This is a genomic window from Hyphomonas sp. UBA4494, assembly GCF_002388935.1.
Taxonomy (GTDB): Bacteria; Pseudomonadota; Alphaproteobacteria; order Caulobacterales; family Hyphomonadaceae; genus Hyphomonas.
On the sequence record NZ_DGNK01000017.1, the window covers coordinates 137,513 to 160,077 of the forward strand.

General features: G+C 60.6%; 22 protein-coding genes and 1 pseudogene. 6 read left to right on the top strand and 17 right to left on the bottom strand.

Annotated features, from left to right (window positions below; all coding sequences use genetic code 11):
* Positions 1-147: 147 nt before the first annotated feature.
* Positions 148-1,353, top strand: a complete 1,206-nt coding sequence (opgC, locus tag B2P82_RS06805; RefSeq protein ID WP_290495990.1) for an OpgC domain-containing protein — start codon at positions 148-150, stop codon at positions 1,351-1,353.
* A gap of 64 nt (positions 1,354-1,417) precedes the next feature.
* Complete coding sequence (locus tag B2P82_RS06810; RefSeq protein ID WP_290495992.1) at positions 1,418-2,620, top strand: serine hydrolase domain-containing protein; 1,203 nt, start codon at positions 1,418-1,420, stop codon at positions 2,618-2,620.
* 12 nt (positions 2,621-2,632) lie between these two features.
* Here the strand turns inward: B2P82_RS06810 and B2P82_RS06815 are convergent, their stop codons facing one another.
* The 5 genes from B2P82_RS06815 to B2P82_RS06835 all read right to left on the bottom strand — a co-directional run bounded on the left by B2P82_RS06815 (position 2,633) and on the right by B2P82_RS06835 (position 6,885).
* Complete coding sequence (locus B2P82_RS06815) at positions 2,633-3,880, bottom strand: mechanosensitive ion channel family protein (RefSeq protein ID WP_290495993.1); 1,248 nt, start codon at positions 3,878-3,880, stop codon at positions 2,633-2,635.
* A 90-nt stretch (positions 3,881-3,970) separates the two neighbouring features.
* Positions 3,971-4,525: a pseudouridine synthase gene (locus tag B2P82_RS06820; RefSeq protein WP_290495995.1), complete on the bottom strand. Its 555-nt coding sequence runs from the start codon at positions 4,523-4,525 to the stop codon at positions 3,971-3,973.
* Entirely contained in the window at positions 4,522-4,992 is a 471-nt protein-coding gene (locus B2P82_RS06825; RefSeq protein WP_051607448.1) for a GNAT family N-acetyltransferase, read from the bottom strand. The genes B2P82_RS06820 and B2P82_RS06825 overlap by 4 nt, the downstream gene beginning before the upstream one ends.
* On the bottom strand, positions 4,989-5,837 hold the full coding sequence (gene kdsA, locus B2P82_RS06830) for a 3-deoxy-8-phosphooctulonate synthase (RefSeq protein WP_290495997.1): 849 nt from the start codon (positions 5,835-5,837) through the stop codon (positions 4,989-4,991). Before kdsA ends, B2P82_RS06825 begins: the two co-directional genes overlap by 4 nt.
* 445 nt (positions 5,838-6,282) lie before the next feature.
* Positions 6,283-6,885: an RcnB family protein gene (locus B2P82_RS06835; protein WP_290495998.1), complete on the bottom strand. Its 603-nt coding sequence runs from the start codon at positions 6,883-6,885 to the stop codon at positions 6,283-6,285.
* 137 nt (positions 6,886-7,022) lie between these two features.
* On the opposite strand from B2P82_RS06835, the gene arfB reads away from it, so the two are divergent.
* Positions 7,023-7,457, top strand: coding sequence for an alternative ribosome rescue aminoacyl-tRNA hydrolase ArfB (gene arfB, locus B2P82_RS06840; protein ID WP_206991108.1), 435 nt, complete (start codon positions 7,023-7,025; stop codon positions 7,455-7,457).
* Between the two features lie 6 nt (positions 7,458-7,463).
* Here arfB and B2P82_RS06845 read toward each other — a convergent pair whose 3' ends face one another.
* The 8 genes from B2P82_RS06845 to B2P82_RS06880 form a co-directional block, all read right to left on the bottom strand.
* The gene (locus B2P82_RS06845; RefSeq protein ID WP_349679737.1) at positions 7,464-8,519 is read right to left on the bottom strand and encodes a methyltransferase domain-containing protein; all 1,056 of its coding nucleotides are present in this window, start codon (positions 8,517-8,519) and stop codon (positions 7,464-7,466) included.
* Between the two features lie 87 nt (positions 8,520-8,606).
* On the bottom strand, positions 8,607-10,154 hold the full coding sequence (gene der / locus B2P82_RS06850) for a ribosome biogenesis GTPase Der (RefSeq protein ID WP_051607450.1): 1,548 nt from the start codon (positions 10,152-10,154) through the stop codon (positions 8,607-8,609).
* Between the two features lie 54 nt (positions 10,155-10,208).
* Entirely contained in the window at positions 10,209-11,558 is a 1,350-nt protein-coding gene (locus B2P82_RS06855; protein WP_290496003.1) for a PQQ-like beta-propeller repeat protein, read from the bottom strand.
* Positions 11,555-12,289, bottom strand: a complete 735-nt coding sequence (locus B2P82_RS06860; RefSeq protein ID WP_206991105.1) for a tetratricopeptide repeat protein — start codon at positions 12,287-12,289, stop codon at positions 11,555-11,557. The genes B2P82_RS06855 and B2P82_RS06860 overlap by 4 nt, the downstream gene beginning before the upstream one ends.
* 69 nt (positions 12,290-12,358) lie before the next feature.
* Positions 12,359-13,195 carry a 3-methyl-2-oxobutanoate hydroxymethyltransferase gene (gene panB / locus B2P82_RS06865; RefSeq protein ID WP_206993252.1) on the bottom strand — a complete coding sequence of 279 codons (837 nt, stop codon included), beginning with the start codon at positions 13,193-13,195 and terminating at the stop codon, positions 12,359-12,361.
* A 69-nt stretch (positions 13,196-13,264) separates the two neighbouring features.
* Entirely contained in the window at positions 13,265-13,666 is a 402-nt protein-coding gene (locus tag B2P82_RS06870; protein WP_290496005.1) for a GFA family protein, read from the bottom strand.
* 4 nt (positions 13,667-13,670) lie between these two features.
* On the bottom strand, positions 13,671-14,255 hold the full coding sequence (locus B2P82_RS06875; RefSeq protein WP_290496006.1) for an NnrU family protein: 585 nt from the start codon (positions 14,253-14,255) through the stop codon (positions 13,671-13,673).
* Between the two features lie 71 nt (positions 14,256-14,326).
* Positions 14,327-14,575 (bottom strand): DUF3297 family protein, encoded by a 249-nt coding sequence (locus tag B2P82_RS06880; protein WP_034810991.1) that lies wholly within the window; start codon positions 14,573-14,575, stop codon positions 14,327-14,329.
* A 169-nt stretch (positions 14,576-14,744) separates the two neighbouring features.
* On the opposite strand from B2P82_RS06880, the gene B2P82_RS06885 reads away from it, so the two are divergent.
* Positions 14,745-16,757 carry a putative bifunctional diguanylate cyclase/phosphodiesterase gene (locus B2P82_RS06885; protein ID WP_290496008.1) on the top strand — a complete coding sequence of 671 codons (2,013 nt, stop codon included), beginning with the start codon at positions 14,745-14,747 and terminating at the stop codon, positions 16,755-16,757.
* A gap of 102 nt (positions 16,758-16,859) precedes the next feature.
* A complete protein-coding gene (locus B2P82_RS06890; RefSeq protein WP_290496010.1) occupies positions 16,860-17,486 on the top strand; it encodes a sulfotransferase family protein in 627 nt (208 codons plus the stop codon).
* 75 nt (positions 17,487-17,561) lie between these two features.
* Here B2P82_RS06890 and B2P82_RS06895 read toward each other — a convergent pair whose 3' ends face one another.
* Positions 17,562-17,930: a hypothetical protein gene (locus tag B2P82_RS06895; protein WP_290496012.1), complete on the bottom strand. Its 369-nt coding sequence runs from the start codon at positions 17,928-17,930 to the stop codon at positions 17,562-17,564.
* 162 nt (positions 17,931-18,092) lie between these two features.
* On the opposite strand from B2P82_RS06895, the gene B2P82_RS06900 reads away from it, so the two are divergent.
* Complete coding sequence (locus B2P82_RS06900; protein ID WP_290496014.1) at positions 18,093-20,246, top strand: pentapeptide repeat-containing protein; 2,154 nt, start codon at positions 18,093-18,095, stop codon at positions 20,244-20,246.
* Here the strand turns inward: B2P82_RS06900 and B2P82_RS06905 are convergent.
* From B2P82_RS06905 to B2P82_RS06910, 3 genes and pseudogenes are all read right to left on the bottom strand, one after another.
* Complete coding sequence (locus B2P82_RS06905; protein WP_156947782.1) at positions 20,243-21,415, bottom strand: acyl-CoA dehydrogenase family protein; 1,173 nt, start codon at positions 21,413-21,415, stop codon at positions 20,243-20,245. The two genes, B2P82_RS06900 and B2P82_RS06905, sit on opposite strands and share 4 nt — an antisense overlap.
* A gap of 67 nt (positions 21,416-21,482) precedes the next feature.
* On the bottom strand, positions 21,483-21,689 hold the full coding sequence (locus B2P82_RS17040) for an AAA family ATPase (RefSeq protein ID WP_414652018.1): 207 nt from the start codon (positions 21,687-21,689) through the stop codon (positions 21,483-21,485).
* Positions 21,675-22,223 (bottom strand): annotated as a pseudogene (locus B2P82_RS06910) (ATP-binding cassette domain-containing protein); the annotation flags it as partial. The pseudogene B2P82_RS06910 and the gene B2P82_RS17040, both read right to left, overlap by 15 nt.
* Positions 22,224-22,565 lie beyond the last annotated feature (342 nt).

Sequence of the window (22,565 nt, forward strand, 5' to 3'; positions counted from 1 at the left end):
GCCTGCGGTCTGAAGACGGTAGCCGAAGTCGCATCAACCTTGTGCAGGAACACGCTGTTTTTGAAGGAAATTCGCTGATCGCGATCGGATTGTCACAATGGTCCACTAGGAGTAACGCTACGGCAAGCATAGTCTAGAGGTGACGAGATGACCGATGCGATTTTGACGACGGGATCGGCCACCACGGCGCCAGCGCAGAAGGCGGCGCGGTTGGTGCATATTGATGGGGCGCGGGGCTATTTGCTCGTTGCCATGTTCATCGCACACTTCAATTTCACACACTGGACGCCTGTGATCCGGTTTCATCACGGGAATTTCTCGCCTGTCTGGGATGGCGAGTTTTTTGTTCTCTTGTCCGGTTTTGTCTGCGCGCTGAGCTATCTTCGGCCCTTCTCCAAAGGCGGTATGGTCGCCTGCGAACTGGCCGTTTTGAAGCGGCTACGATGGGTCTATCTCTATCAGATCATCGTCGCGCTCTCGATGCTGTATCTGTTCGTGTCAGCATGGCCGATGCGGCTGGATTCCCAATATGTGCCAGACCTCGAAACACCGCTGTTCTTGCAGAGTCTTCAGGTTTTCACCTTCGCCAAGCAGCCGCTCTATCTCGGCATTCTGATCCTCTACATGATGCTGATGCTGTTCATTCCGGTCGGGCTTTGGTTGCTGGAGACAAAGCGGACGCGCCTGTTCTTCGGAATTCTTGCGGCCTGCTGGCTGGTTGCCGCAGCTCGTCTCGATCAAGCCGTGTTGGGCTGGATCTTCGCGCATGTCTTCGACACGCGGCCTTTCCTGTCTCTGACGGGTATCTTCAATCCCTTGTCCTATGCGGTTATTTTCTATGGCGGATTCTATCTCGGCTACCGGTACAAGACGGAAGGCTGGGACCATTTCAAATCCAGCATACTGCCCGCCAGCTATCCTGTCTTCTATGCGGCGCTTGCCATCACAGTGGCCTTTGCAGTTGCGGAAGTCGGGCGAGGCATGCTTGGGACGCCTGAATGGCTGGTCGAGCCAAAGCGCCGGAATGTGTCTGGCATCGGCCTGATCAGTCTCGCTGCGATCTCGTATATCTTCTACTTCCTGCTAAACCGGGAAGACTTGGCAAAGCCCCTTATGTGGGCGCGGGCTGTGGTGGATTCTGTGTTGAGGTTCCCGCCTCTGGTAATGGTCGGCCGGAATTCCCTGTTCGTGTATAGCGGCCATGTCGTGGCGGTCTTTACGTCCAGCTACTTCATTCTCTCCAACGGGTTTGAAGACAATCGGATTGTGGTGATGGTTGTCCAGATCTGCGCTCTGGCAGTTTTGCTTGGCGTGGCGCGCCTGAAGAAACGCTACCTCCCGGCCCTGCCATAGGGCTTGCCTTCCCGTGGGGAGGGCGCATCACACTGGCATCAATAAAATCCTCGGGAGGGAACACATGTCAGGATCCATTGGCGGGGCGTGCGAGTCGAAATTCGCCGCCGTGAAGGAAGAATTCGAACGCAACTTTGCAGAGCGTGGAGAGGTTGGCGCCTCCGTCTGCCTGTCAGTGAATGGCGAAACGCAGGTGGACCTCTGGGGCGGCATGGCGAACCCGGAAACTGGTGATGCCTGGCGTGAGGATACGATCTCCATCGTCTTTTCCTGTTCCAAGGCCGCCACCGCGCTGTGCGCCCATATCCTGATCGACCGGGGTGAGCTGAATCCCGAGGCGCTGGTCGCCGACTACTGGCCGAAGTTTGCCAAGAACGGCAAAGAGAAGACCACGGTTCGCATGATGCTGAACCATGAAAGCGCGCTGCCGACCCTGCGCGACCCGGTCCGGCCAGGCGGGTTCGAGGACTGGGACTACATGATCCAGCGACTGGAAGATGAGGAAACCTTCTGGGAACCGGGCACACGCAATGGCTACCACATGATCAATTTCGGCTGGACGGTGGGCGAACTGGTCCGCCGCGTGTCCGGCAAGTCGCTCGGCACCTTCTTCCGCGAGGAAGTGGCCGACAAGACCGGCGCGCGCTTCTGGCTGGGCCTGCCTGAGACCGAAGACGTTCACATCGCGCCGATCATTCCGTATGCGCCGAAGCCGGACGATGTTCCAACCGAGTTTGCCATCAAGCTGGTGACCGAGCCGGAATCCATCCAGCACAAGAGCTTCATGAACAATGGCGGCTGGGACTTCAATAACCGCAAGTCGCAAGCCGCTGAAATCGGCGGCGGGGGCGGCCTGTCGAACGCGCGCGGGCAGGTGGCGATGTATACGCCATTGGCAACCGATGACGGCACGCTCGTCTCGTCTGATCGCTTGAAGGCCATGAGCATGGTGACAACGGCGACGCAACGCGATGCCACCCTCCTGGTCCCGACCCGGTTCGGGCCGGGCTTCATGAAGTCCATGGATAATCGCGCGCTGAACCTCGGCCCCGGCACCAGCGTCATCATGGGCGAGCAGGCCTTCGGCCATGTCGGCGCAGGCGGCTCCATCGGTTTCGCCGATCCCGAAGCGGGCCTCGCCTTCAGCTACACGATGAACCAGATGGGCAGCGGCATTCTCGTGAATGACCGCGCGCAAAGCCTGATCGATGCGGCCTATCGCGCGCTCGGCTATCGCACCAATGCACCTGGCGTATGGGTGAAGTAAGCCGCGACCTGATCAGCCATCGTCGCTGGCTTCGCCAATCCCGCCGACCTGGAGCATGCCTTCCTTGGCGGCTTGCGCCCGTGCGACGCCTTCGCTGCGCGTCGGCGGGGCCATGATTTCCGGCGGGTCGGTTTCCTGAAGGTAGATGGTGCGGCTCGGAAAGGCGAAGCCCGTGCCCGCCTTTTCGATAATGTCCATCACGGCGACGGCGAACTCTTCCTTGATCTCCAGCCACTCGCCCCAATTCTTCGTGTGGGTGAAAGTGTAGATCAGGAAGTCGATGGAGCTAGCATTGAAGCTGTCCACGCGCACGAACAGTGCGGCTTCCGGCGGCTTGGCGAACCGGTCATCATTCCAGAGCCAGGCCTCGATTTCGTCGCGGATATATTTCAGCTGGTCCACGGTCGTGCGATATTCCACGCCGACCACCCATTTGATGCGCCGGTGCGTCATGCGCGAGAAATTGGTCACGGCCGCATCTGACAGTGCGCTGTTGGGAACATAGACCGGGCTTTTGTCGAACCGGCGGATAAGGGTCGAACGGAAGTTGATCTTCTCGACCGTTCCTTCGACCACACCGTCTGCCTTGACCCACTCGCCGGGAATGAAACGCTTCTCTGAAATGATCAGCAAGCCGGAGATAAGGTTCTTGAACAAGTCCTGCGCGCCGAGGCCCACGGCGATGCCAAGCACGCCAAGACCAGCCAGCAAGGGCGCGATCTGAATACCCCATTGCTCTGCGACAGCGCCTAGGCCCAACACGATGAGGATGATCTGCAACGCCTTGACCATCCAGTCGACGGCGGCGGGCGACAGGGCGTCTCTCAAACCTGCGAACAGATATTCGAAGGCATGTACCGCGCGAGACAACGTCCAGAATACGGCAAGCGTGATGATCGAGCGCAGAATGCGAGTCGCGTAGATTTCCGCCTCGCCGGAAATATTGGTCACCTGCAGTGCGATATAGATACCGATGATGACCGGGACGATCTTGAGCGGCGTCGCGATGGATTGAACGAGCGCGTCATCAAAGCCCGACTTGGTGCCGGACGCCAGGCGCATGATGGTCTTCACGATCAGCCGTGCGAACAGGCCGCGGATCATCAGTGCGATCATGATGATCACAACAGCGATGGTGATCTCGCCATAGGTCAGACCATATGCGCCATCATTCCAGATGTTTCCGATGAAGGTGGCGGACTCGCGCGCCCAGTCGGGAGCATTCTGCTCAAACCAGCTCGAAGATTGTGTCAGGGCCATGCGGCGCTCCATCTGTTTCATCCGGTCGCGACCGGGCCTGTGGAGTGCCGTTTGCTAATCTGTGTTATGCGGCCTGTGAAGGGTTGGGGGTCAGCCCTTGATGTCGCGCCACTCGCCGGGGGCAAGGCCATTCAGGGTCCAGTCGCCGATTTGCGCGCGCACAAGGCGCAAGGTTGGATGCCCGACTGCGGCGGTCATGCGCCGGACCTGTCGGTTGCGGCCTTCGATAATGGTCAGTTCGATCCAGCAATTTGGTACCGATTTTCGAAACCGGATTGGCGGGTCGCGCGGCCAGAGATCTTCTGGCTCGTCCATCCGTCTCACCTTTGCAGGAGCGGTGCGACCATCATTCAGGTCTACGCCGGAGCGGAGGGCCTGCAATGCCGTGTCATCCGGAATACCCTCGATCTGGGCCCAGTAGACCTTGGCCATCTTGGCTTTCGGATCGGAAATACGGGCCTGCAGCTTGCCGTCATCGGTCAGGAGCAACAGGCCCTCACTATCCCGGTCGAGCCGGCCAGCGGGATAGACACGTGGGACGTCCATATAGTCCGACAGCGTCTCACGCGAACTCGCCAGCGTACTCTTGTCGGTGAATTGGGAGAGCACATTGAACGGTTTGTTGAAGGCGATAAGGCGGGTCATGCGTCAGGGCCTTCGGGCAACAGGCCGAGCGCGGATGCGGCGGCGGGTGTTCGGATCCAGATCCAGTCACCAATCCCTTCGCTGGTGCCGCCAGGTTCGTCCGTCTCGATCCAGCCCATTGCGCGGTAAAACGTGCGGGCAGTGGTGTTGGATGTATTGCACTTCAGTGAGAGCGCGCTGCCATAGCGCATCATTGTAGCAACCATCAGCGACCGCCCAATGCCGTGGCGGTGATAGGCTGGGTCGATGAAGAAATGATGCAGGAAGTGGTCGGGGTCCCAGACGCTCGAAAAGCCGACCGGTCGGTCATCCTTTTCTGCAACCAAAATGCTCTCGCCAGCCGTTTGGCGGTCAAACTCGGCGGCATCAACGCGTTCGATGCCGGCCAGCGGGAACACGTCACGGCTCGCCCGATAGAGGATGGTAGCAAGAGCCTCCCGGTCTGATGCTACAGCCTCCCTGATCACGCGTTCACGACCTCATGCAGGGATTTCAACGTGCTGAGCAGGCCTTCGGCTGACGAGATCGGCAGGCAGCTCGGTCCATCGCACAGGGCCTTGTCTGGGTCGGTATGGAATTCGAGGAAGACACCATCAGCGCCGGCGGCAATGGCCGACTTGGCGATGATCGCCACGCCGTCGCGTCGCCCGCCGGTGGACGCGCCGCCCGTGCGCGGGTCTGCGCCTGGAAGCTGGACAGCATGGGTTGCGTCGATGGTGACGGGGCAGCCGAGCTTCTGCATCTCGGGAATGCCGAGCATGTCGACGACGAGATTGTTGTAGCCAAAGCTGGAGCCGCGCTCGCACAGGATCACGCCGACATCTGCGGCTTCACCGATCTTGGAGACGATGTTCTTTGTATCCCACGGTGCGATGAACTGGGCTTTCTTGACCTGGATGATCCCGCCCGCTGCGGCAGTGGCCTTGGCGGTGGCGACAACCAGATCAGTCTGGCGGCACAGGAAAGCCGGGATCTGGACGATGTCGGCCACGTCTGCGACGGCTTCGGCCTGACCGGCTTCATGCAGATCGGTGCAGATCGGCACGCCGAGCTTGGCCTTCACGCTGGCCAGCATTTTCAGGCCATTCTCAAGCCCGGGGCCGCGAAACGACTTGATCGAGGAACGGTTCGCCTTGTCGAAGCTGGCCTTGAAGACATAGGGCAGGCCCAATTGTTCGCAAACGCGCTTCAGCTCGGTGCCAACTTCAAGGGAAAGGCCCTCGTCTTCGAGGACGTTGAGGCCCGCGATGACAGAAAGCGGTTTGCCGGTGCCGATGGTCCAGCCGGAATTCTTGTGGGTCAGCACGTTCATCTGGGTCTCTCCGCTCAGGTGTTTTTCCAGCAAATAGCGTTGTTTCAGGCAAAAGGTAAGTCGGAGCGTTCATGCCGTTTCCATAAACAAAGAAGCCGCCCTCTGGGGCGGCTTCCGTGAGTCCTCGGGACCCAACAAGTCTGGCAGCGTTTCAGCGTGCCTTCAAATATCTCTATGCGCCGACAGGAGGCTGCTCCGGCCGGGCACCACAGGATATAAACTTGTTGATCCCTCTGGTTTTCTCACTCGACATGAATCACCTCCTTTCAAGCGTGCAACAGGCACGAACTTTGTCCAGAACCGTTCCGGACGAATCAAAGTTAAGCATGATTTGCGCCATTACAAAGTTAACTTCGCGGCTTTTTTGAATGACTGTTTCATGACGCACAAAAAACGCCCGGACCTAGGGCCCGGGCGCGTTCAGTTTTCATACGCTGATCATGTGTCAATCATAGGCCAGCGCGCCCACAACCAGTCCGATGATGGCCCCCGTCGCGACGGAGGCGAGAATCGCGTCTCCGCTATGATGGTCCCGCGCCCAGTAGTGTCCCGGTGGCGGCGCGTAGAGGCCGTAGGTGTGATAGTCGCGGATATAGACCGTATGCTGGTGGGGGCGATACCAGCCACCGACATGGTAGCGCGGTTGGTAGCCACGACGATAATAGGGTCCATAAGCCCGGCTGTAGCGCACATAATTGTGACGGGGCGGTGCATAATGGCGATGCGAACGCGCGGGCGCGCGATAGACATGGCGCGGCGCGGGGCGGTAGTCGTGGCGCGGGGCATGGTGGCCGCGATTGTAATGGCCTCTATTATTGTGGCCATTATTGTAGCCTCGATTGCCACGATTATGGTCACCGCGGTGCCCATTGTCGCGTCGACCATTGTCCCGGTGTCCCCGGTCTCCACCGCGATGGCCGCCATCATGATAACCGCCGCCGCGATTGTGATCGCCGCGTCCCCGTTCTGCATAGGCAGCGGGAGCGGCAAGAAGTCCGATCGTGGCCGTCGTGGCCACCAATGTGGTGAGTGTCTTGAACAGCTTCATATCGGGCAAAGCCTCCGAAGATTGGCCCCTTGGAAACCGTTTCCGGGGCAGCCATTTCCCGCATCCTGCGGGCTTGTGACAGTCAGGCTAGGCCTGCGGGGCTGAACTCTGGCTGAACACCGTGTTAAGGAAAGTCCATGGCTGAATTCGGCGACATACGCATAAATGACGAACTGACACTGCCTGCATGGGAAGTGTCGGAGGCATTCGTGCGCGCGTCCGGGCCAGGCGGGCAGAACGTCAACAAGGTGTCGACTGCGGTACAGCTGACCTGGCACGTCGAAGCGTCATCTCTGCCACCTGATGTGAAGGCGCGCTTCGCCAAACTGTATGCCAACCGGATAACCAAGGATGGCCGACTGATGCTGGAGGCTTCGGAACATCGGAGCCAGGCGCTCAACCGGGAATCTGCGCGCAAGCGGCTTGCCGAGATGATCCTTCGTGCCAGCCGTCGCCCGAAACGGCGCATCAAGACCAAGCCGACCTATGGCAGCGTCAAACGCCGCATCGCCACAAAGAAACGCCGAGGCGAGATCAAATCCCTCCGCGGCAATGTCGACCCGACAGAGTAGGGCGCGCTAGCAGCAGCCGCCCACCGGCGCGGGGCCGCTGGCGTCTTGCGTCTCTGCAAATACGTCCGGCGCGGCGCAGCCGGGAAAGACGCCGAAATGGGTCTTGCCGTCGCCGACCACCTCGAAAAAGGGTGCAAAGCGGGTTTCCATGAGCATGGCGAGCGTGTTGCCGCAGACCGGGAAGACGCGACCGGCTTCAATCTCGTGCTCAGCATCCAGAATGAAAACGCGCTCCATGCCTTCGACGCCGCCCTTGTAGATGACAGCTTGGCCGTAATCCTCGCAGGCCGTCTCCAGACCGTCGAGCTTCATCAGGCGTGCTGTGACCGAGGCAAAGCGGATCGGCTCGACCTTTGCCTTCAATTTCGGATCTATGATGGCAAGGCGGCGATGGTTGACGACGCGCGGATCGGCAAAGCCAGCCGCCATCGCGATGGCTTCATAATCGTTCCAGTAGAGCGCCCCCGACAGGCATTCGCCATACAGGACCGGATCATCAATCAACTCCTGCGGGATCCGCCGGTCGGCATAGACGTCCGAGAAATAGAGCTCGCCGCCGGGTTTCAGCAGGCGGTGGGCCTGCCGGAAGACTTCCGGCTTGTCCGTGCAGAGATTGATCACGCAATTGGAGATGATGAGGTCAAAGGAATTGGGCTCAAGATCAAGCTCGCCCAGCTTTTCCAGTTCGCCTTTCACAAAGCGCGTATTGGGCGAGTCGTAGCCAAATTGCTCGGCATGCCAGGCCTCGTGTGCGCGGGCGACGTCCAGCTGCTCATCCGTCATGTCGACCCCGGTGACGTGGCCGGTCGGTCCGACCAGCTTGGCGAGAGCGAACACGTCGCGTCCGGCGCCGCTGCCAAGGTCCAGAACTTTCAAACCTTCCAGCGCGGCCGGGATGGCGAGGCCACACCCATAATACTTCGCGGCCACATCATCATGGACGGCGGCGAGGGCGGCCGAGACATGCGCCGCTGGACGAGACTCCGTCGTGCAGGCATCGGTCTTCAGGTCCGACGAGCTTGTCAGCGTCTCCCCATAATAGGCTTTCACCACGTCCTGCATCTGGTTCATTTGAGTCTCCGCATTGATCGGGGCGACCCTAGGCAGGTACGCCAGTCGTTTCCAGTCACGGATATGTGTGCGAGCGCGCTAGCCCTTCTTGTTCGGCTTGCCGCGATACGGGCCCTTGCCTTGGGGCTTGCGCGCGCCGTCGGCCTTGTCAGCATAGGGGTTCTTGCCCTGCCGAACGAACAGGCGGATCGGCACGCCATGCATGTCAAAGGCATCGCGCAGATTGTTGATCAGATAGCGCTTGTAGGTTTCCGGCATCTGGTCACCGCGCGAGGCGATGAGCACGAAGGTCGGCGGACGCGCCTTCATCTGGGCCATGTAGCGTGGCTTGATGCGCTTGCCCTGAACGCTTGGCGGCGGATGGCGCTCAACCGTGTGGCGCAGCCAGCGGTTCAGATCGCCCGTCTTCACGCGTGCGGTCCAATCCTGATAGACCTTGACCACGGCTGGCATCAGCCTGTCCGTATGCCGACCAGTCAGGCCGGACAGGAACACGACGGGTGCACCGCCAGCATTCGGCATCAGCCGGTTGGCAAGATCCCGGATATGTTTGGCGGCTTCATCCGGCTTTTTCACCGTGTCCCATTTGGAAATGACCAGCACGACGCCGCGGCCTTCGCGCAGGGCGAGGTCGGCAATCAGCAGGTCCTGTTTTTCCATCGCCTCGTGTGCGTCCATGACGAGGGCAATGATATCTGCATATTTCAGCGAGCGGATCGTCTCGCCAGTCGACATGCGTTCAAGGCGCTCCTGCACCTTGTTCTTGCGGCGTAGGCCAGCGGTATCGACCAGGCGGATGCGGCGGCCTTCCCATTCCCAGTCAATAGAGATGGAGTCGCGCGTGATGCCGGCTTCGGGACCGGTCAGCAGGCGGTCCGATTGTAGCAGCTGGTTGATCAGCGTGGACTTGCCGGCATTCGGGCGGCCGACAATGGCCAGTTTGATCGGCTTGTCGTCTTTTTGCGGCTCGGGTTCAACGTCGACATCCGCCGCTTCAATGGCGGCGACGAGATCATCATCGGACACAGAGAAATCGTCGATATCGATATGGGCGAGCTTCTCGATAATGTCCTCGGCGGCGCGGGGATCATAATCCAGTTCGGCCTCCTGCAGGGCGAGCTCGAACGCTTCCTCGCCCAGTGCCTGACGAATGGCTTCGTAAAGTTCGGCCATGCCCTCGCCATGCTCGGCAGACAAGCCAATCGGTTCACCCAGGCCCAGCGACCAGGCATCCATCACGCCGACCGTGCCCTGTTTGCCTTCAGCCTTGTTGGCCGCCAGAACGATGGGGATGTTTGCCTTGCGCAGCAGGGCGGCAAAGTTTTCGTCTTCCGGGGTGACGCCAACGCGGGCATCAATAAGGAACAGGGCCAGTTCAGCCTCGGCAATCGCGGCCTCGGTCTGCTGGCGCATGCGGGATTCGAGACTGTCGTCATAGGAGGTCTCATAGCCTGCTGTGTCGATCAGGACCAATGGCAGGGAGGCAAGGCGCCCTTCCGCCTGCTTTCGGTCACGCGTCACACCCGGCTGGTCATCGACCAGCGCAATCTTCTTGCCGACGAGGCGGTTGAACAGGGTCGACTTGCCCACATTGGGGCGTCCGACGATGGCGAGTTTCAAAGGCATGGCGGGGCCCGCTCCTATGCGTTCAGGCGAGGCGCGCCAGCCCGGCGCAGCCTGCTACTGAATCGCAACCAGTTTTGCTTCATCGGTCAGCAGGAAGATTTTTCCCTGCACGGCGATGGGTTCGATGTAAGTCGTGTCCTTGATATCCAGAGACGCGGTCTGTTCGCCCGTCTGCGGATCAAAGGCGAGCAGCTCGCCATAGGACGAAACGATCAGGATGCGTCCCGACGCAAGAAGCGGACCGGAATAGCTGATCCGTTTCTTCTTTTTCTTCTCGTTCTTGTACTGCGGCAGCTCGGTGACCCAATAGGCGTCGCCTGAGCCAGCATCCAGCGCCGCCAGAGTGGCATTGGTACCGATGACAAACAGGAATTTCCCGCTGAGCGCTGGGGCTTGGGTCGAGCCGATGGGGCGCGCCCAGACGCGATTGCCGCTGCGCCCGTCAATCGCGACCGTGATGCCGGACTGGCTCGACGCGAAGACGAGGCCACCGGCCAGAACCGGGCGTGAGCCGATATCGTTGATCTCGGAAATCGGTGTGAAGCGGCCGGCCTGCGAAATGGCATCCGTCCAGAGGCGACGGCCATTATTGGCAAGATAGGCAATGATCTCGCCAGAGGAGTAAGGCGCGATCACGAAGTCTTCGATGGCGGCCGGGCTTGGGCTGCCGAGGACGCGGGCGGATTCCGCAATTGCCTGATCGCTCCAATCGGTCTCGCCGGTCTCAAGGTCCAGTGCGAATACTTCATTATTGTTGGAGGCGACAAAGATCGTGCCGTCCTTGACGGTCGGGGCGCCCGTCATGGGCACGCCAAGCTCGCGCTTCCACAATTCGGTCCCGTCTTCGGCGCTGACGCGTGTGACATAGCCAAAGCCACTTGCGACGATCAGCGTACCGTCCGTCACGGCAAGGCCGCCGCCGAGCGCGGTCTTGTCGCGCTTGCTCAGGCCTTTGAGTTCCTTTTTCCAGAGCGTGCGGCCGCTGGAGATTTCCGTCGAATAGATCGTCTGGTCTGCATCCAACGTGTAGATGGCAGTCTCGCTGGCGACCGGTGGCGTGGTCACGGCAGACTTGTTGCTGGAGCCTTTGCCGACCGAATTGCGCCAGGCGATTTTCAGGTCAGGCGCTGCATTGACGTGGCCTGGTGCCTTGGCGGGGGTCCCGCCTGCTTCCGGCCAGGATGCCATATCCGTGGGAGGCAACAGTTCGATGGATTCCGTGGCCAGCTCAGGCTTGGCCTCAACCGCTTCCTCCGCGAGCACCATCGTGACACGGCCAGCCTTGTCGAGCTGTTCCTTGTCGTCATTGCCGGAATTGCCGAAGAACGGAATGCTGCTGCAGGCCGTCAGGGCGATGAACGCCGTTGCGGTTGCGGTCAGCTTGAGTGGGCGTGAAAGCCTCATTGGCCGGTCTCCTCGATATCGGCAGTTTCAGCGGGCGCTTCGCCCTCAACTGGTGTCTCAGTGTCGCTTGCGGCCGCTTCTTCAGCTGGCGCTGGCGGGATCGCAGCAAGGGCGATCTCGGCGCGGCGCTTTACGCCTTCGGGCGCAGCCGCATCAAAGCGGAGACGGTTGAACTCGGTCCGGGCGCGGGCAATGTCGCCGCTCTCGAAAGCTTTCGCCGCGATCAGTTCACGGGCAAGCGCGCCGAGCGGGCCTTCATCCTCGACCAGGCTGCCGAGCGTCGCTTCAAGGTCTGCCATGGACTGGGTATCGACCGAGAAATACGCGGTCTTCAGGATGGACAGGCGCTCATACGGGCTGCCTTCCACGGCAGCCACGGCCGATAGGGTGCGCGTGGCACCATTAGCGTCGCCGCCGCCCTCATATTGGGTCTGCGCCAGATATTGCGCTGCCAAAGGTGCGATCTTGCCACTTCCTTCGGCCAATTCACGGAACGCGGCTTCAGCCTCGACGTAATTGTCTTCTTCCAGCAGGGTCAGGGCGTTCTCGAAGGCGAGCGCGCGTTCTGCCCGGGCCTGTTCAGCCTGTGGGCGCAACACGAATTCATTCAGGGCCACCGCCCCGATGAGCAGCGCTGCCGCGCCATAGATAAAGGGCCTGTAGCGTGTCCACAGGCCTTCCATCTTGTCCTGGCGCAGGCTTTCATCGACTTCGTCAAAAATGTCGCTCAACGTGGCGCTCCGATCGGGTAATCTGACTTCGGGGGGAACCTAGACGCGCCTGCGCCCAGCTGCAACGTGTCAGGGCTGTTTCGCCTCAGGTTTTCGCAGGGAATAGGTCTCGGCTTCGCCGGGGAATTCGCGGGACCGGACGTCGACAGCAAACTGGCCGAGGGCGGTGTCGATCTCGCTGCGGAGGTCGGCGTAACGGCGCACGAATTTCGGCGCCCAGTCGAACAGGCCTAACATGTCCTGTGTGACCAGTACCTGGCCATCGCAGCTGGCGGACGCGCCGATGCCGATTGTGGGGCAGCTGACGGCCTTGGTAATCTCGTCGGCGAGATCGCGCGCAACGCCTTCGATGACGATGGCAAATGCGCCCGCTTCGTCTGCAGCGCGCGCCTCGTTCAGCACGATGTCGCGTTCGGATTCGGTGCGGCCCTTGGCGCGGAAGCCACCATCGACATTCACCGCCTGCGGGCGCAGGCCGACATGGCCCATGACCGGAATGCCACGCTCCACAAGATGGGCGATCTGGGTAGCGGCATAGGCGCCGCTCTCGATCTTGACCGCCTGACAGCCGGTTTCCTTCATGATGCGGGCGGCATTCAAAAAGGCCTGATCTTCGCTCGTCTCGTAGCTGCCAAAGGGCATATCGACGACGACGAAGGCCTGCTGGCTGCCGCGCATCACGGCCTGACCGTGCAGGATCATCATCTCCATCGTCACGCCAACGGTCGACGGCAGGCCATGGACCACCATGCCGACGCTGTCGCCAACGAGGATCAGGTCGGCATGCGGGTCCATGATCTCGGCCATTGGCGCGTCATAGGCCGTCAGGCAGACGAGCGGCTCACCCCCTTTGGCGGCGGCGATATCCTTGACGGTTTTGCGGGAAATACGAGTTTGTTTCGACATGGCCAGCGACTTAGCCTGCCTCAGACCGGCGGGCAAGCGCATGTGAACGGTCGCTCCGGCGCAGCCGGATCAGCTGCGGCCTTTGGGGAAGTGCTGCAGGGCGGTGGGTATGTCCACCCACTCATGCCGGGTTTCTTCCCAGACCGAGCGGATCGGCCCGGGAAAGCGCGGATCTGCGATCGCCCCTACGGCGATACCTGCTGCTTCCGGGTGCTTTTCCGTGACCCAGTAGACGGTAGACCCGCAAGTGGGACAAAAATAGGTCGTGAAGGTACCCCCGCTGTCAGCTTCGCGTGTCCAGGAGGTAGCCTTGCCTGTAATGGTCAAAGCAGTGAGCAGGTAATATGCACCCACTCCGAAGGGGGAGCCGGTGCGACGCTGGCACGCGGTACAGTGACAGGCGACGACGGCCGGCGTGATATCGTCAGGCAGCGTGACTTTCAGGGCGCCGCAAGCGCATTGCGCATCCATGTGACTACACTCCCGGCACAACAGGCACGCCGATCAGCCATTGATGCAGGTGGAAGACGAACGCGACATACACGCCGGTTCCGATCACCAGCGCGCCAATGTCTCCCATATTGGACACCGCCACATCAGCCGGCGGGCCATTGTCGCCGCGCTTCTTCACTGCGATCCGGTCGATCACGGCATAGGCGAGGAAGCTGCCAAACAGGATGATCGAGTTCCACTCGCCATTGGCCAGAAGGTGACCAAGCGCCCAGAGCTTCACCGCCACCAACATGGGGTGCTTCAGGGCTTTCTTGATCCGGCCTGTCGGCAGGTTGGCAGCGACGAGGAAGATCAAGGCTGGCAGCATCAGCGCCATGTTGACGTGTGAGCCCCAACTGGGCGCGAAATAGAGCGATCCCAGCCAGCGCGCTGCGTCATAGCCATAGATGATCAGGACCAATCCGATCAACGAAATCAGGCTGTAGAGCCCCATATAGGGGCCGTAGCCTATACGTCGTTTCAGATCCTCTCCCGGTTTTCGGCTTCGAAACGCGGAAAACAGATGGACCCCAAAGAACACGACCAGCCCGGCAATCAGGTACGGCATGACGATTTCCTCCCGAGCGGGAGTCTATGCGGAGTCCGGGATGTGGGAAAGTGGAAAGCCTGAAGGCGGCCTCAGCCCTCGGGCTGATCCTTGAGCCAGACTTCGACATTGCCTTTCAGCTTCAGCGTGAGAGGCTTGCCCTTGCGATCAAGCGCCTTGCCAGCGGCAACGCGGATCCAGCCTTCAGATACACAATATTCCTCGACATTGGTTTTCTCGGTTCCATTGAAGCGGACGCCGATCTCGCGTTGCAGCAAATCTGCATCGTGAAACTTGCTGTCTGGATCAAGGGCGAGGCGGTCTGGGAGCGTGTCGGTCATGTGATGCTGTTTGCCAGCGAATGCGGGAATTGCAAGAGCCCAGACGCAACTTGATGGCCCGAAATGGGAATGAAGACATGGTTAATGGAAAGTAGTGGAATCATTTCCCCACTAAACCGGGCTTTATGGAACTGTCGCTATTGGTTACCGCAGAACAGAACAGGCTGATATGCGAAGTATATCCGACATCAAGCATTACCGTACAATGCTCCAGAACGCGCGAACGCTCGAAGAAGCGGTCGTTATGGAGCAAATGCGCGCGACTGCAAAGAATTTGTCCGCTCTTTATGCGATGTTGTGTGTCGCGTCGCTGTCACTTGGGATGAGCTTCCTGAACCATGCGCCGTTATACCTGACACTCGGCCTGCCATGCCTGTTCATCGTAGGGAGTATACTGCGGATCAATCACTGGCGCGATTCACAGGCTGAATTCACAGATCCCCTGCGCGCCCAGCGTGATTTCGTGGTGATAGAAATTGGCTCGCTGATCATCTTTGCGGTCATCGGAGGCTGGATTGCTCTATTGTGGCCCTACGCGATTGGTCGGCAGGAAGCGCAATTGGCTCTGTTTACCGGCCTGATCGGCCCGGTTGGCATGATGTGCTCAATGCCGCGCCCGCGTATTGTGGCAGCTGGCTTGTCGGGGACGTTGCTGATATTCTGCTTTCTCTTCGTGCGCCATGATCCGTTTTACTATGGCTATATGGCCGTGCCGATGGCGGTGTCGTATGCGGCATTCCTGAAAGTGTCCCTGACTTACAAGCAGCGCATCGCGGAATCGGTGATGCTGCACAACGAGCTGGTTTCTGAGAATGAGCGGGCTTCGGGCCTGGCGGAATCCAATCGCTTCCTGGCCTTGTCAGATACCCTGACCGGCCTGCCGAACCGCCGCCGCTTCTTCGAGCAGATAAACCTTTTCTTCGAGCGCAGCCCGAATGGGGAACTGCCGATTGTCGGACTGGTCGACCTGGACGGCTTCAAGCCCCTGAATGACGTGTTCGGACATTCGGCAGGCGATGCCATGCTGGTGGAAACAGCAAACCGCATGAAGGCAGCGGCGGCCCGCTATGGTGGTTCGGTCGCGCGCCTTGGCGGGGATGAGTTCGCGTACGTCCTGCCGTGGAACACATCGCGCGATGAAGCCATGAAGTTCTCGCTGGAACTGGTCGCTTCGATCAGTCACCCGGTTGTCCTGCCGAGTGGAGATATCAGCCGCGTATCGGCCTCGGTCGGCATGTCTTCGCGCAGCTTTGATGTCGCCTCGGCAAAAGACCTGCTTGAGCAGGCAGATTTTGCCCTGTTCCGCGCCAAGGAGGCGACGTCCGGCCCCGTGGTCGAGTTTTCGTCTCATCATGCCGCCAGCAAACGCCGCGAAGTGCTTGTGCATCAAGCCTTCAAGAATGCGGATCTCGACAAGGAGATTCATCTGGTTTTCCAGCCGATCATCGACACACGCGATGGGGCCATTCGGCGTTGCGAGGCACTGGCGCGCTGGGACAGTCCGGAAATTGGTATGGTGCCGCCGGGAGAGTTCGTTCCGATTGCCGAGAAAGCCGGCATGACCCAGGAAATGACTCTGGCAGTCTTCCGCAAGGTGATTGCCCAGTTGAAGGTTTGGCCGGAAACGGCACGTATTGCCGTGAACCTGTCTGCGCAGGATGTGAACAGCCGGCAGTGTACGGATCTGCTTGCCTCGATGCTGATCCGCCAGCCGCCGAGCCTGCGCCAGCGCATTTCGATTGAGGTGACCGAATCCTCTTTGCTGACGGATTTCACCGAGGTTCACAACAACCTGCTGAAATTCCGGGAACTGGGTGTGAAGATCGCGCTGGATGATTTCGGCACGGGCTTCTCGTCCCTGCGGTACTTGCAGGAATTGGAATTCGACATTGTGAAGATCGATCGAAGCTTCATTTCGTCAATCGACCACAATCAGAAAAGCTTTGGCCTTGTCCGGACGATCAGCCGCCTCTGCCGGTCGCTGTCGATTGCCTGTGTGGCGGAAGGCGTGGAGACCCGCGAGGAACTGGACCATGTGCGCTCGGCCGGGTGCCATCTGGTCCAAGGCTATATCTTCACCAAGCCCCTGATGGCCGAGAAGATGCTGCCTTACCTGACCGGCGAGCTGAAGTTCGACGGCATGGGATCCATGCTGTCGGTCCCGACCCAGGTGGTCGCCTGATCGACCTCGCCCTACAGGGCAAATTTCTTGTTACCGCCCGCCTCATGGTCATGCTATGGAAACAGCAGGGACGCCTGAAAGGCTGTGAAGGGAACAAATTCAATGACACTATCCGTTATCAGCGCCGGTTTCGGGCGCACAGGCACGATGTCGCTCAAACTGGCGCTCGAGCAACTTGGCTTCGGGCCGTGCCATCACATGATCGAGGTCATCGAGAATGGCGAGGCACAGGTTCCGCTCTGGAATGCTGCGCTCGCAGGCACACCAGACTTCGGCGCCATTTATGACGGGTACAATTCCGCCGTGGACTGGCCAACCGCAGCCTTCTGGCAGGAGACGGCCGAGGCCTATCCGGACGCGAAGATCATCCTTTCGACGCGTTCCGCCGAGAGCTGGTACAGCAGCATATCCGAGACCATTTTGGCCACCGTCTGGGCGCCGGACACCTGGCCGCCGCAAGCCACCGAATGGTTCAAGATGGTGACAAAGGTGCTCGAGCGCAGCTTTGACGGCGCGAAAGACAAAGACAGCCTGATCGCCGCATTCAACGCGCACGAAGCCAAGGTGAAGGCCACCATTCCCGCCGAGCGCCTTCTGGTCCATTCGGCCAAGGATGGCTGGGAACCGCTCTGCGCCTTCCTCGGCGTGCCCGTGCCCGCCGAGCCTTATCCGCGTACCAACAGCAAGGAAGAATTCTTCCAGCACATGACCAAGGCCGACGACCTGTAGGCTGGCCGCGCCAGCAGGTGCGACGCCTGTGAGGGCGCTTCGGGGGAGTTTGAATTTTCGTGAAAGGTGGTGCGGTCAGGGGTCCGGACCAGGCAGGGCGTAGTTCTGGCTGAACGGCATCTGGCAGCTTGGTTCGCCCGCATCAAGTCGCACACGGTTCCGGTGTTCGCCCGGATGAGCGGACTTCAGTTCGCCAATTGCCAGGCGGAAAGCCTTTGACCATGTGAAAGCCAGCGGGTCCGGTTCGCGCTCATGCGGCGCGTCGCCGATCCATTGAAGATACACGGTGCCGCGATGGTCGATGACCGTCATGAACGGAACGCCCCGGCCCTTCAGCGCCCGCACATACAGGCGCAGGGCGACCGTCTGCAGCCAGATCCAGAACCGGTAGGGTTCCAGATGTGCTGGCAAGCGAGCGGTGATTGGGGCAAACAGCGTGTCCATGTGCGCCAGTATAAGCCCGAATGGGCAGGGGGCGGATAAAGTTTTTCCTTGTCCAATGTTTCCAACAGGATGCGACCCGAAAAGTGTGGGAGAGGAGGCCAGTTTACAAATCTGGCAACGCGCATACCGTGGGTTGAACACACAAGGGGTGAGGCGGCGCAGATGGCAATTTCCCAGGACTGGTGGGATGAGTGGTGGGAAGTAGATTTTTCCTGGGATGGGTTGGCCGAGAAGCCCTGGCAGGGATGGGTCGTGCCTGCGGATGGCGTGCCGGTTCCCAAGGGCGAGGGCGTTGAGGGCCGCCGAGCCACGCTGCAGGATTATTGGCGGCGCGCAGGCCTGGACGCCGATATTGAGCGGCCGGAATTCCAATGCCCGCAAACCGGGCGACGCTTCACGCGCGTGCATCTGCCGCTGCACTTCCGGGATGGCAGCGAGACGCTGAAAGGCGCGAAGGATGCGGCGTTTCTGGAGTCTTTGGATGAGATACTGAGCGCTGAACTGGACAAGCCGATCGTGGAGACGGAGTTCCAGCCTTGGGGGGAGCTGATCGGCGCAGATCATCGGCTGCAATGGTCGGGCGTCGTGCTCGACGGTTTTGATCTGAGAGAATTGTCCCACCAAACCCGTTCCGATGATGACAGGATTCCCATATCCCTGCATGCCTCTAATGCCGCCTTCTCGAGAGGCGCCGACTTCCGCAGCGCCGCCTTCTCGGGAAACGCCACCTTCGAAAGCGCCGCCTTCTCGGGATACGCCACCTTCCATAGCGCCGCCTTCTCAGGAGACGCTGACTTCGAAAGCGCCGCCTTCCCGGGATACGCCGACTTCAATAGCGCCGCCTTCTCGGGATACGCCGTCTTCCAAAGCGCCGCCTTCTCGGGATACGCCACCTTCCATAGCGCTGCCTTTTCGGGAAACGCCACCTTCCATAGCGCTGCCTTTTCGGGAAACGCTGACTTCGAAAGCGCTGCCTTCTCGGGAATCGCCGTCTTCAATAGCGCCGCCTGCTCGGGATACGCCAACTTCAATAGCGCCGCCTTCTCGGGATACGCTGACTTCGAAAGCGCTGCCTTTTTCAACGCAGCCCGATTCAGTGGGGAGGGGCGCAGTCTGAAAAGCGAGCCGGTCGATCAGGCTGTTTCTCTCAAGTCCCAATCGGTTGCGGAGGGTATGGAACTGACAGGACAGCTCACAGGGGCGCCGTCGCCGCTCTCCATTACGCGGCGATCTGTCAGGCGCTTCATCGCGAAAGAGGCTGTGTTCCTCGGCCCGGTTGATTTTTCCAATCGCGATATCTTGAATGGGTCCCATACGGACGATTCAGATTTTCACGATACGCACTTTTTTCACCTGTTCAAATTGCATGGCAGCGTGCTGCATCGCGGCATCAATTTTGGGAGGACGCATGTTGAAACCGCGCTGGAGCGCGGAAAGACACGCGATGCGTGCCTGCCCGTGCCGGATGCGTTGATAAAGGGGTTGGCTAATCTGAAACGGGCCACCCCGGAGAAACCGAAGCCACCGGAAGAGGGTACGCCGGATTTGAGGAAAAAGTGGTATGAACACGATGTTGCGAGATGGTCTGCGCTCTATGAATGCCCCGCCGAAGACGCCCGGAGCTTGCCCGCCTTCCAATCCTGGCGAAAAGAGCAGGCGCGGGCGTTTGCCGAGGGGCCGGTTGAAGACCGGATCGAATATTTCCGCGCGCTGGAGGATTGTTACCGGACGCTGAAACTGTTCAACGAAGACCGGCGCGACCGGCCGGAAGAAGGGCGGTTTCACCGGCTGGAACTGATTGCGCGGCGCAGGCGGCGTCGCCCGAAATATTCGCTCCTTGAGCTGATGGCCTTCTGGCGACAGAAATCAGGCATTCCGATCTGGGAACGTGTGCTGTCGCATATCTATGGCTGGGGCTCGAATTATGGCAATTCGGTTGTGCTGCCGATTGGCTGGTTGCTGGGGGGCGTATTCGTGTTTGCGACCCTTTATCTGCAGATGGGCGATTGGTTCGTGCACACGCCAAATTGGGTCCGCTTCGGCGAAGCGCTGAACTTCTCCTTCGGGCGAGTCTTCCCGTTCGGGCCGTGGGACGCGCCGGAGGCCTGCTCCGCCATCGGACAGATGCTGGACCCGCTGACAGAGCTCGGCAACGAGACCTGCAAGGCGCAGCTCGGCGAGGCGTTCGAGCCGCGCACCTATAAGGGCGGTACGCCCCTGACCCTGCGCCTGCTGGCCAGTTTCCAGTCACTCTCGGCGATCATCCTCGTCTTCCTGTCCGGCCTGGCTATTCGCCGCCGGTTCCAGATCAACTAATAACTCTTCGGCAGGCCCAGCACGCGTTCGGCGATGAAGTTGAGGATCATTTCGCGGCTGACCGGGGCGATGCGGGCGAGCATGGCTTCGCGCATCATGCGCTCGACATGGTATTCTTTCGCGTAGCCCATGCCGCCATGAGTCAGCACGGCGGTCTCGCAGGCGCGGAAGCCAGCTTCGGTGCCAAGGTATTTCGCGGAATTGGCCTCGGCGCCGCAATCCTGCCCGGCATCGTAGAGTCCTGCCGCCTTGTAGGCGAGCAGTTCGGCGGCGGAGAGTTCGGCCCAGGATTTTGCCAGCGGATGCTGGATGCCCTGATTCTGGCCAATCGGACGGCCAAAGACGACGCGCTCTTTCGCATAAGTTGCGGCCCGCTCCAGCGCGGAAAAGCCGAGGCCGATGGATTCGACGGCGAACAGGACACGCTCGGGGTTCAGGCCCTGAAGCAGGTATTTGAAGCCTTCGCCTTCTTCGCCGATCAGGTGGTCTTTCGGCACTTCGAGCCCATCAATATAGAGCATGTTGCACTCGACCGCCTTGCGGCCCATTTTCGGGATCGGCTGGCGCTCGATCTTGTTCGGGTCGAGGTCTGTGTAGAACAGGGAGAGGCCGAGATACGGCTTGGCGCACTGGTCCTTGGGCGTGGTGCGCGCGATGATCAGGATCTTGTCGGCGCGCTGGGCGCCAGTCGTCCAGATCTTGCGGCCATTGATCGTGTAGCCGGTATTGGTGCGCTCGGCCTTGGTTTCGAGGCTGGACGTGTCGAGGCCGGAATTCGGCTCGGTCACGGCAAAGCACATCTTCTCCTCGCCAGAGATGATCTTGGGCAGGTTTTCGCGCTTCTGTTCCGGATTGCCGAAGCGCTCCAGGGGCTTCGGCCCGAAAATGTTGAGATGGATGGCCGAGGCGCCGGAATAGCCCGCGCCGGTGCGCGTGACGGTCTGCATCATCAGCGCCGCTTCGGTCAGGCCGAGGCCCGCGCCGCCATATTCCTCCGGGAAGGCAATGCCGAGCCAGCCGCCCGCGGCCATGGCATCACAGAATTCCTCCGGCCAGTCGCCGGTCTCGTCCGTCTTCGCCCAGTAATCATCCCCAAAGGGTTCGAGCGTTTTTTCGACGGCGGCCTTGATGGCGGCCTGATCTTCACTCATCGGCGCGATCTGATGCATGTGACGTAATCCTCCTGAGGGCCAGACTTAAGGCGGCCATGCAGGCCCGTCCAGCGATTGCCCTGCGTCAGGGGAGCGCAATTGTGCGCGTGATCCCGATGGCTGTGAGGAAGGCTGGGTCATGGCTGATGACGAGGAGGGCGCCGGAATAGGCGTTGAGGGCGGCTTCTAGGGTTTCGATCGTGGCCATGTCGAGATGGTTGGTCGGCTCGTCCAGCAGGAGGAGTTCGGGGGGCTCTGGCGCGGCAAAGATGGCGGCGAGGCCCGCGCGCAGGCGTTCGCCGCCGCTGAGCGTCGCCACGGACTGGTGGGCAGCCTCATTTCGGAAGGCGAAGCGGGCGAGGGCGGCATGGGTTTCATTCTTGGTCAGGTGCGGCTGGACGGCGCGGATGGCCTCGAGAATCTAGCCGCCCGAGGGCAGCAGGCTGACATGCTGGTCGAGCCGGGCGATGCGGGGCGTCAGCATCTCGACCGTGCCGGAAGCGGGGGCGATTTCGCCAAGGATCATGCGCATCAAGGTCGACTTGCCGGCGCCATTCTGGCCGGCAATGGCGATCCGCTCCGGCCCTCTGATGTCAAAGCTGAGCGGCCCGAACAGGCGGCGGTTGCCGAAGGCGGCGACGGCCTCGGTCACGCGCAGGATGTCCTTTGACCGGGGCAGGTGGACGTGCGGCAGGTCCATTGTGATCGGGGCCGTGATCTCCACCTTTGCGCGGGCGGCTTCCAGTGCGGCAGCGCTTTNNGCCGCCCCGTGCGGCGGTGGCCTCGGCGCGTTCCTGCCGCTTGTCGAGCAGCATCTTGGGGGCATCACCCTTTGCGCGGGCGGTGCGGCCCGCCTTGTCGCGCCGGTCCTGTTTTTCCTTTGCGCGCTGGGCGTCTGCCTGTGTGCGACGCAGGGCGGTCTGGGATCTGGCGAGATCAGCTTCGGCCTGTGCGCGCGCCGCGTCGCGGGCTTCGCGGAAGTCGCTCCACCCGCCACCGAACACCGTGACGCCTACAGGCGAGAGTTCCACAATCCGGTCCATGTGTTCCAGCAATTTTCTGTCATGGCTGGCAATGAGCGCCCCGCCGCGCCACTGGGCGAGTAGATTGGCTATGGCGTGCCGCCCGTCCGTATCGAGATTGTTTGTCGGCTCGTCCAGCAGCAGGA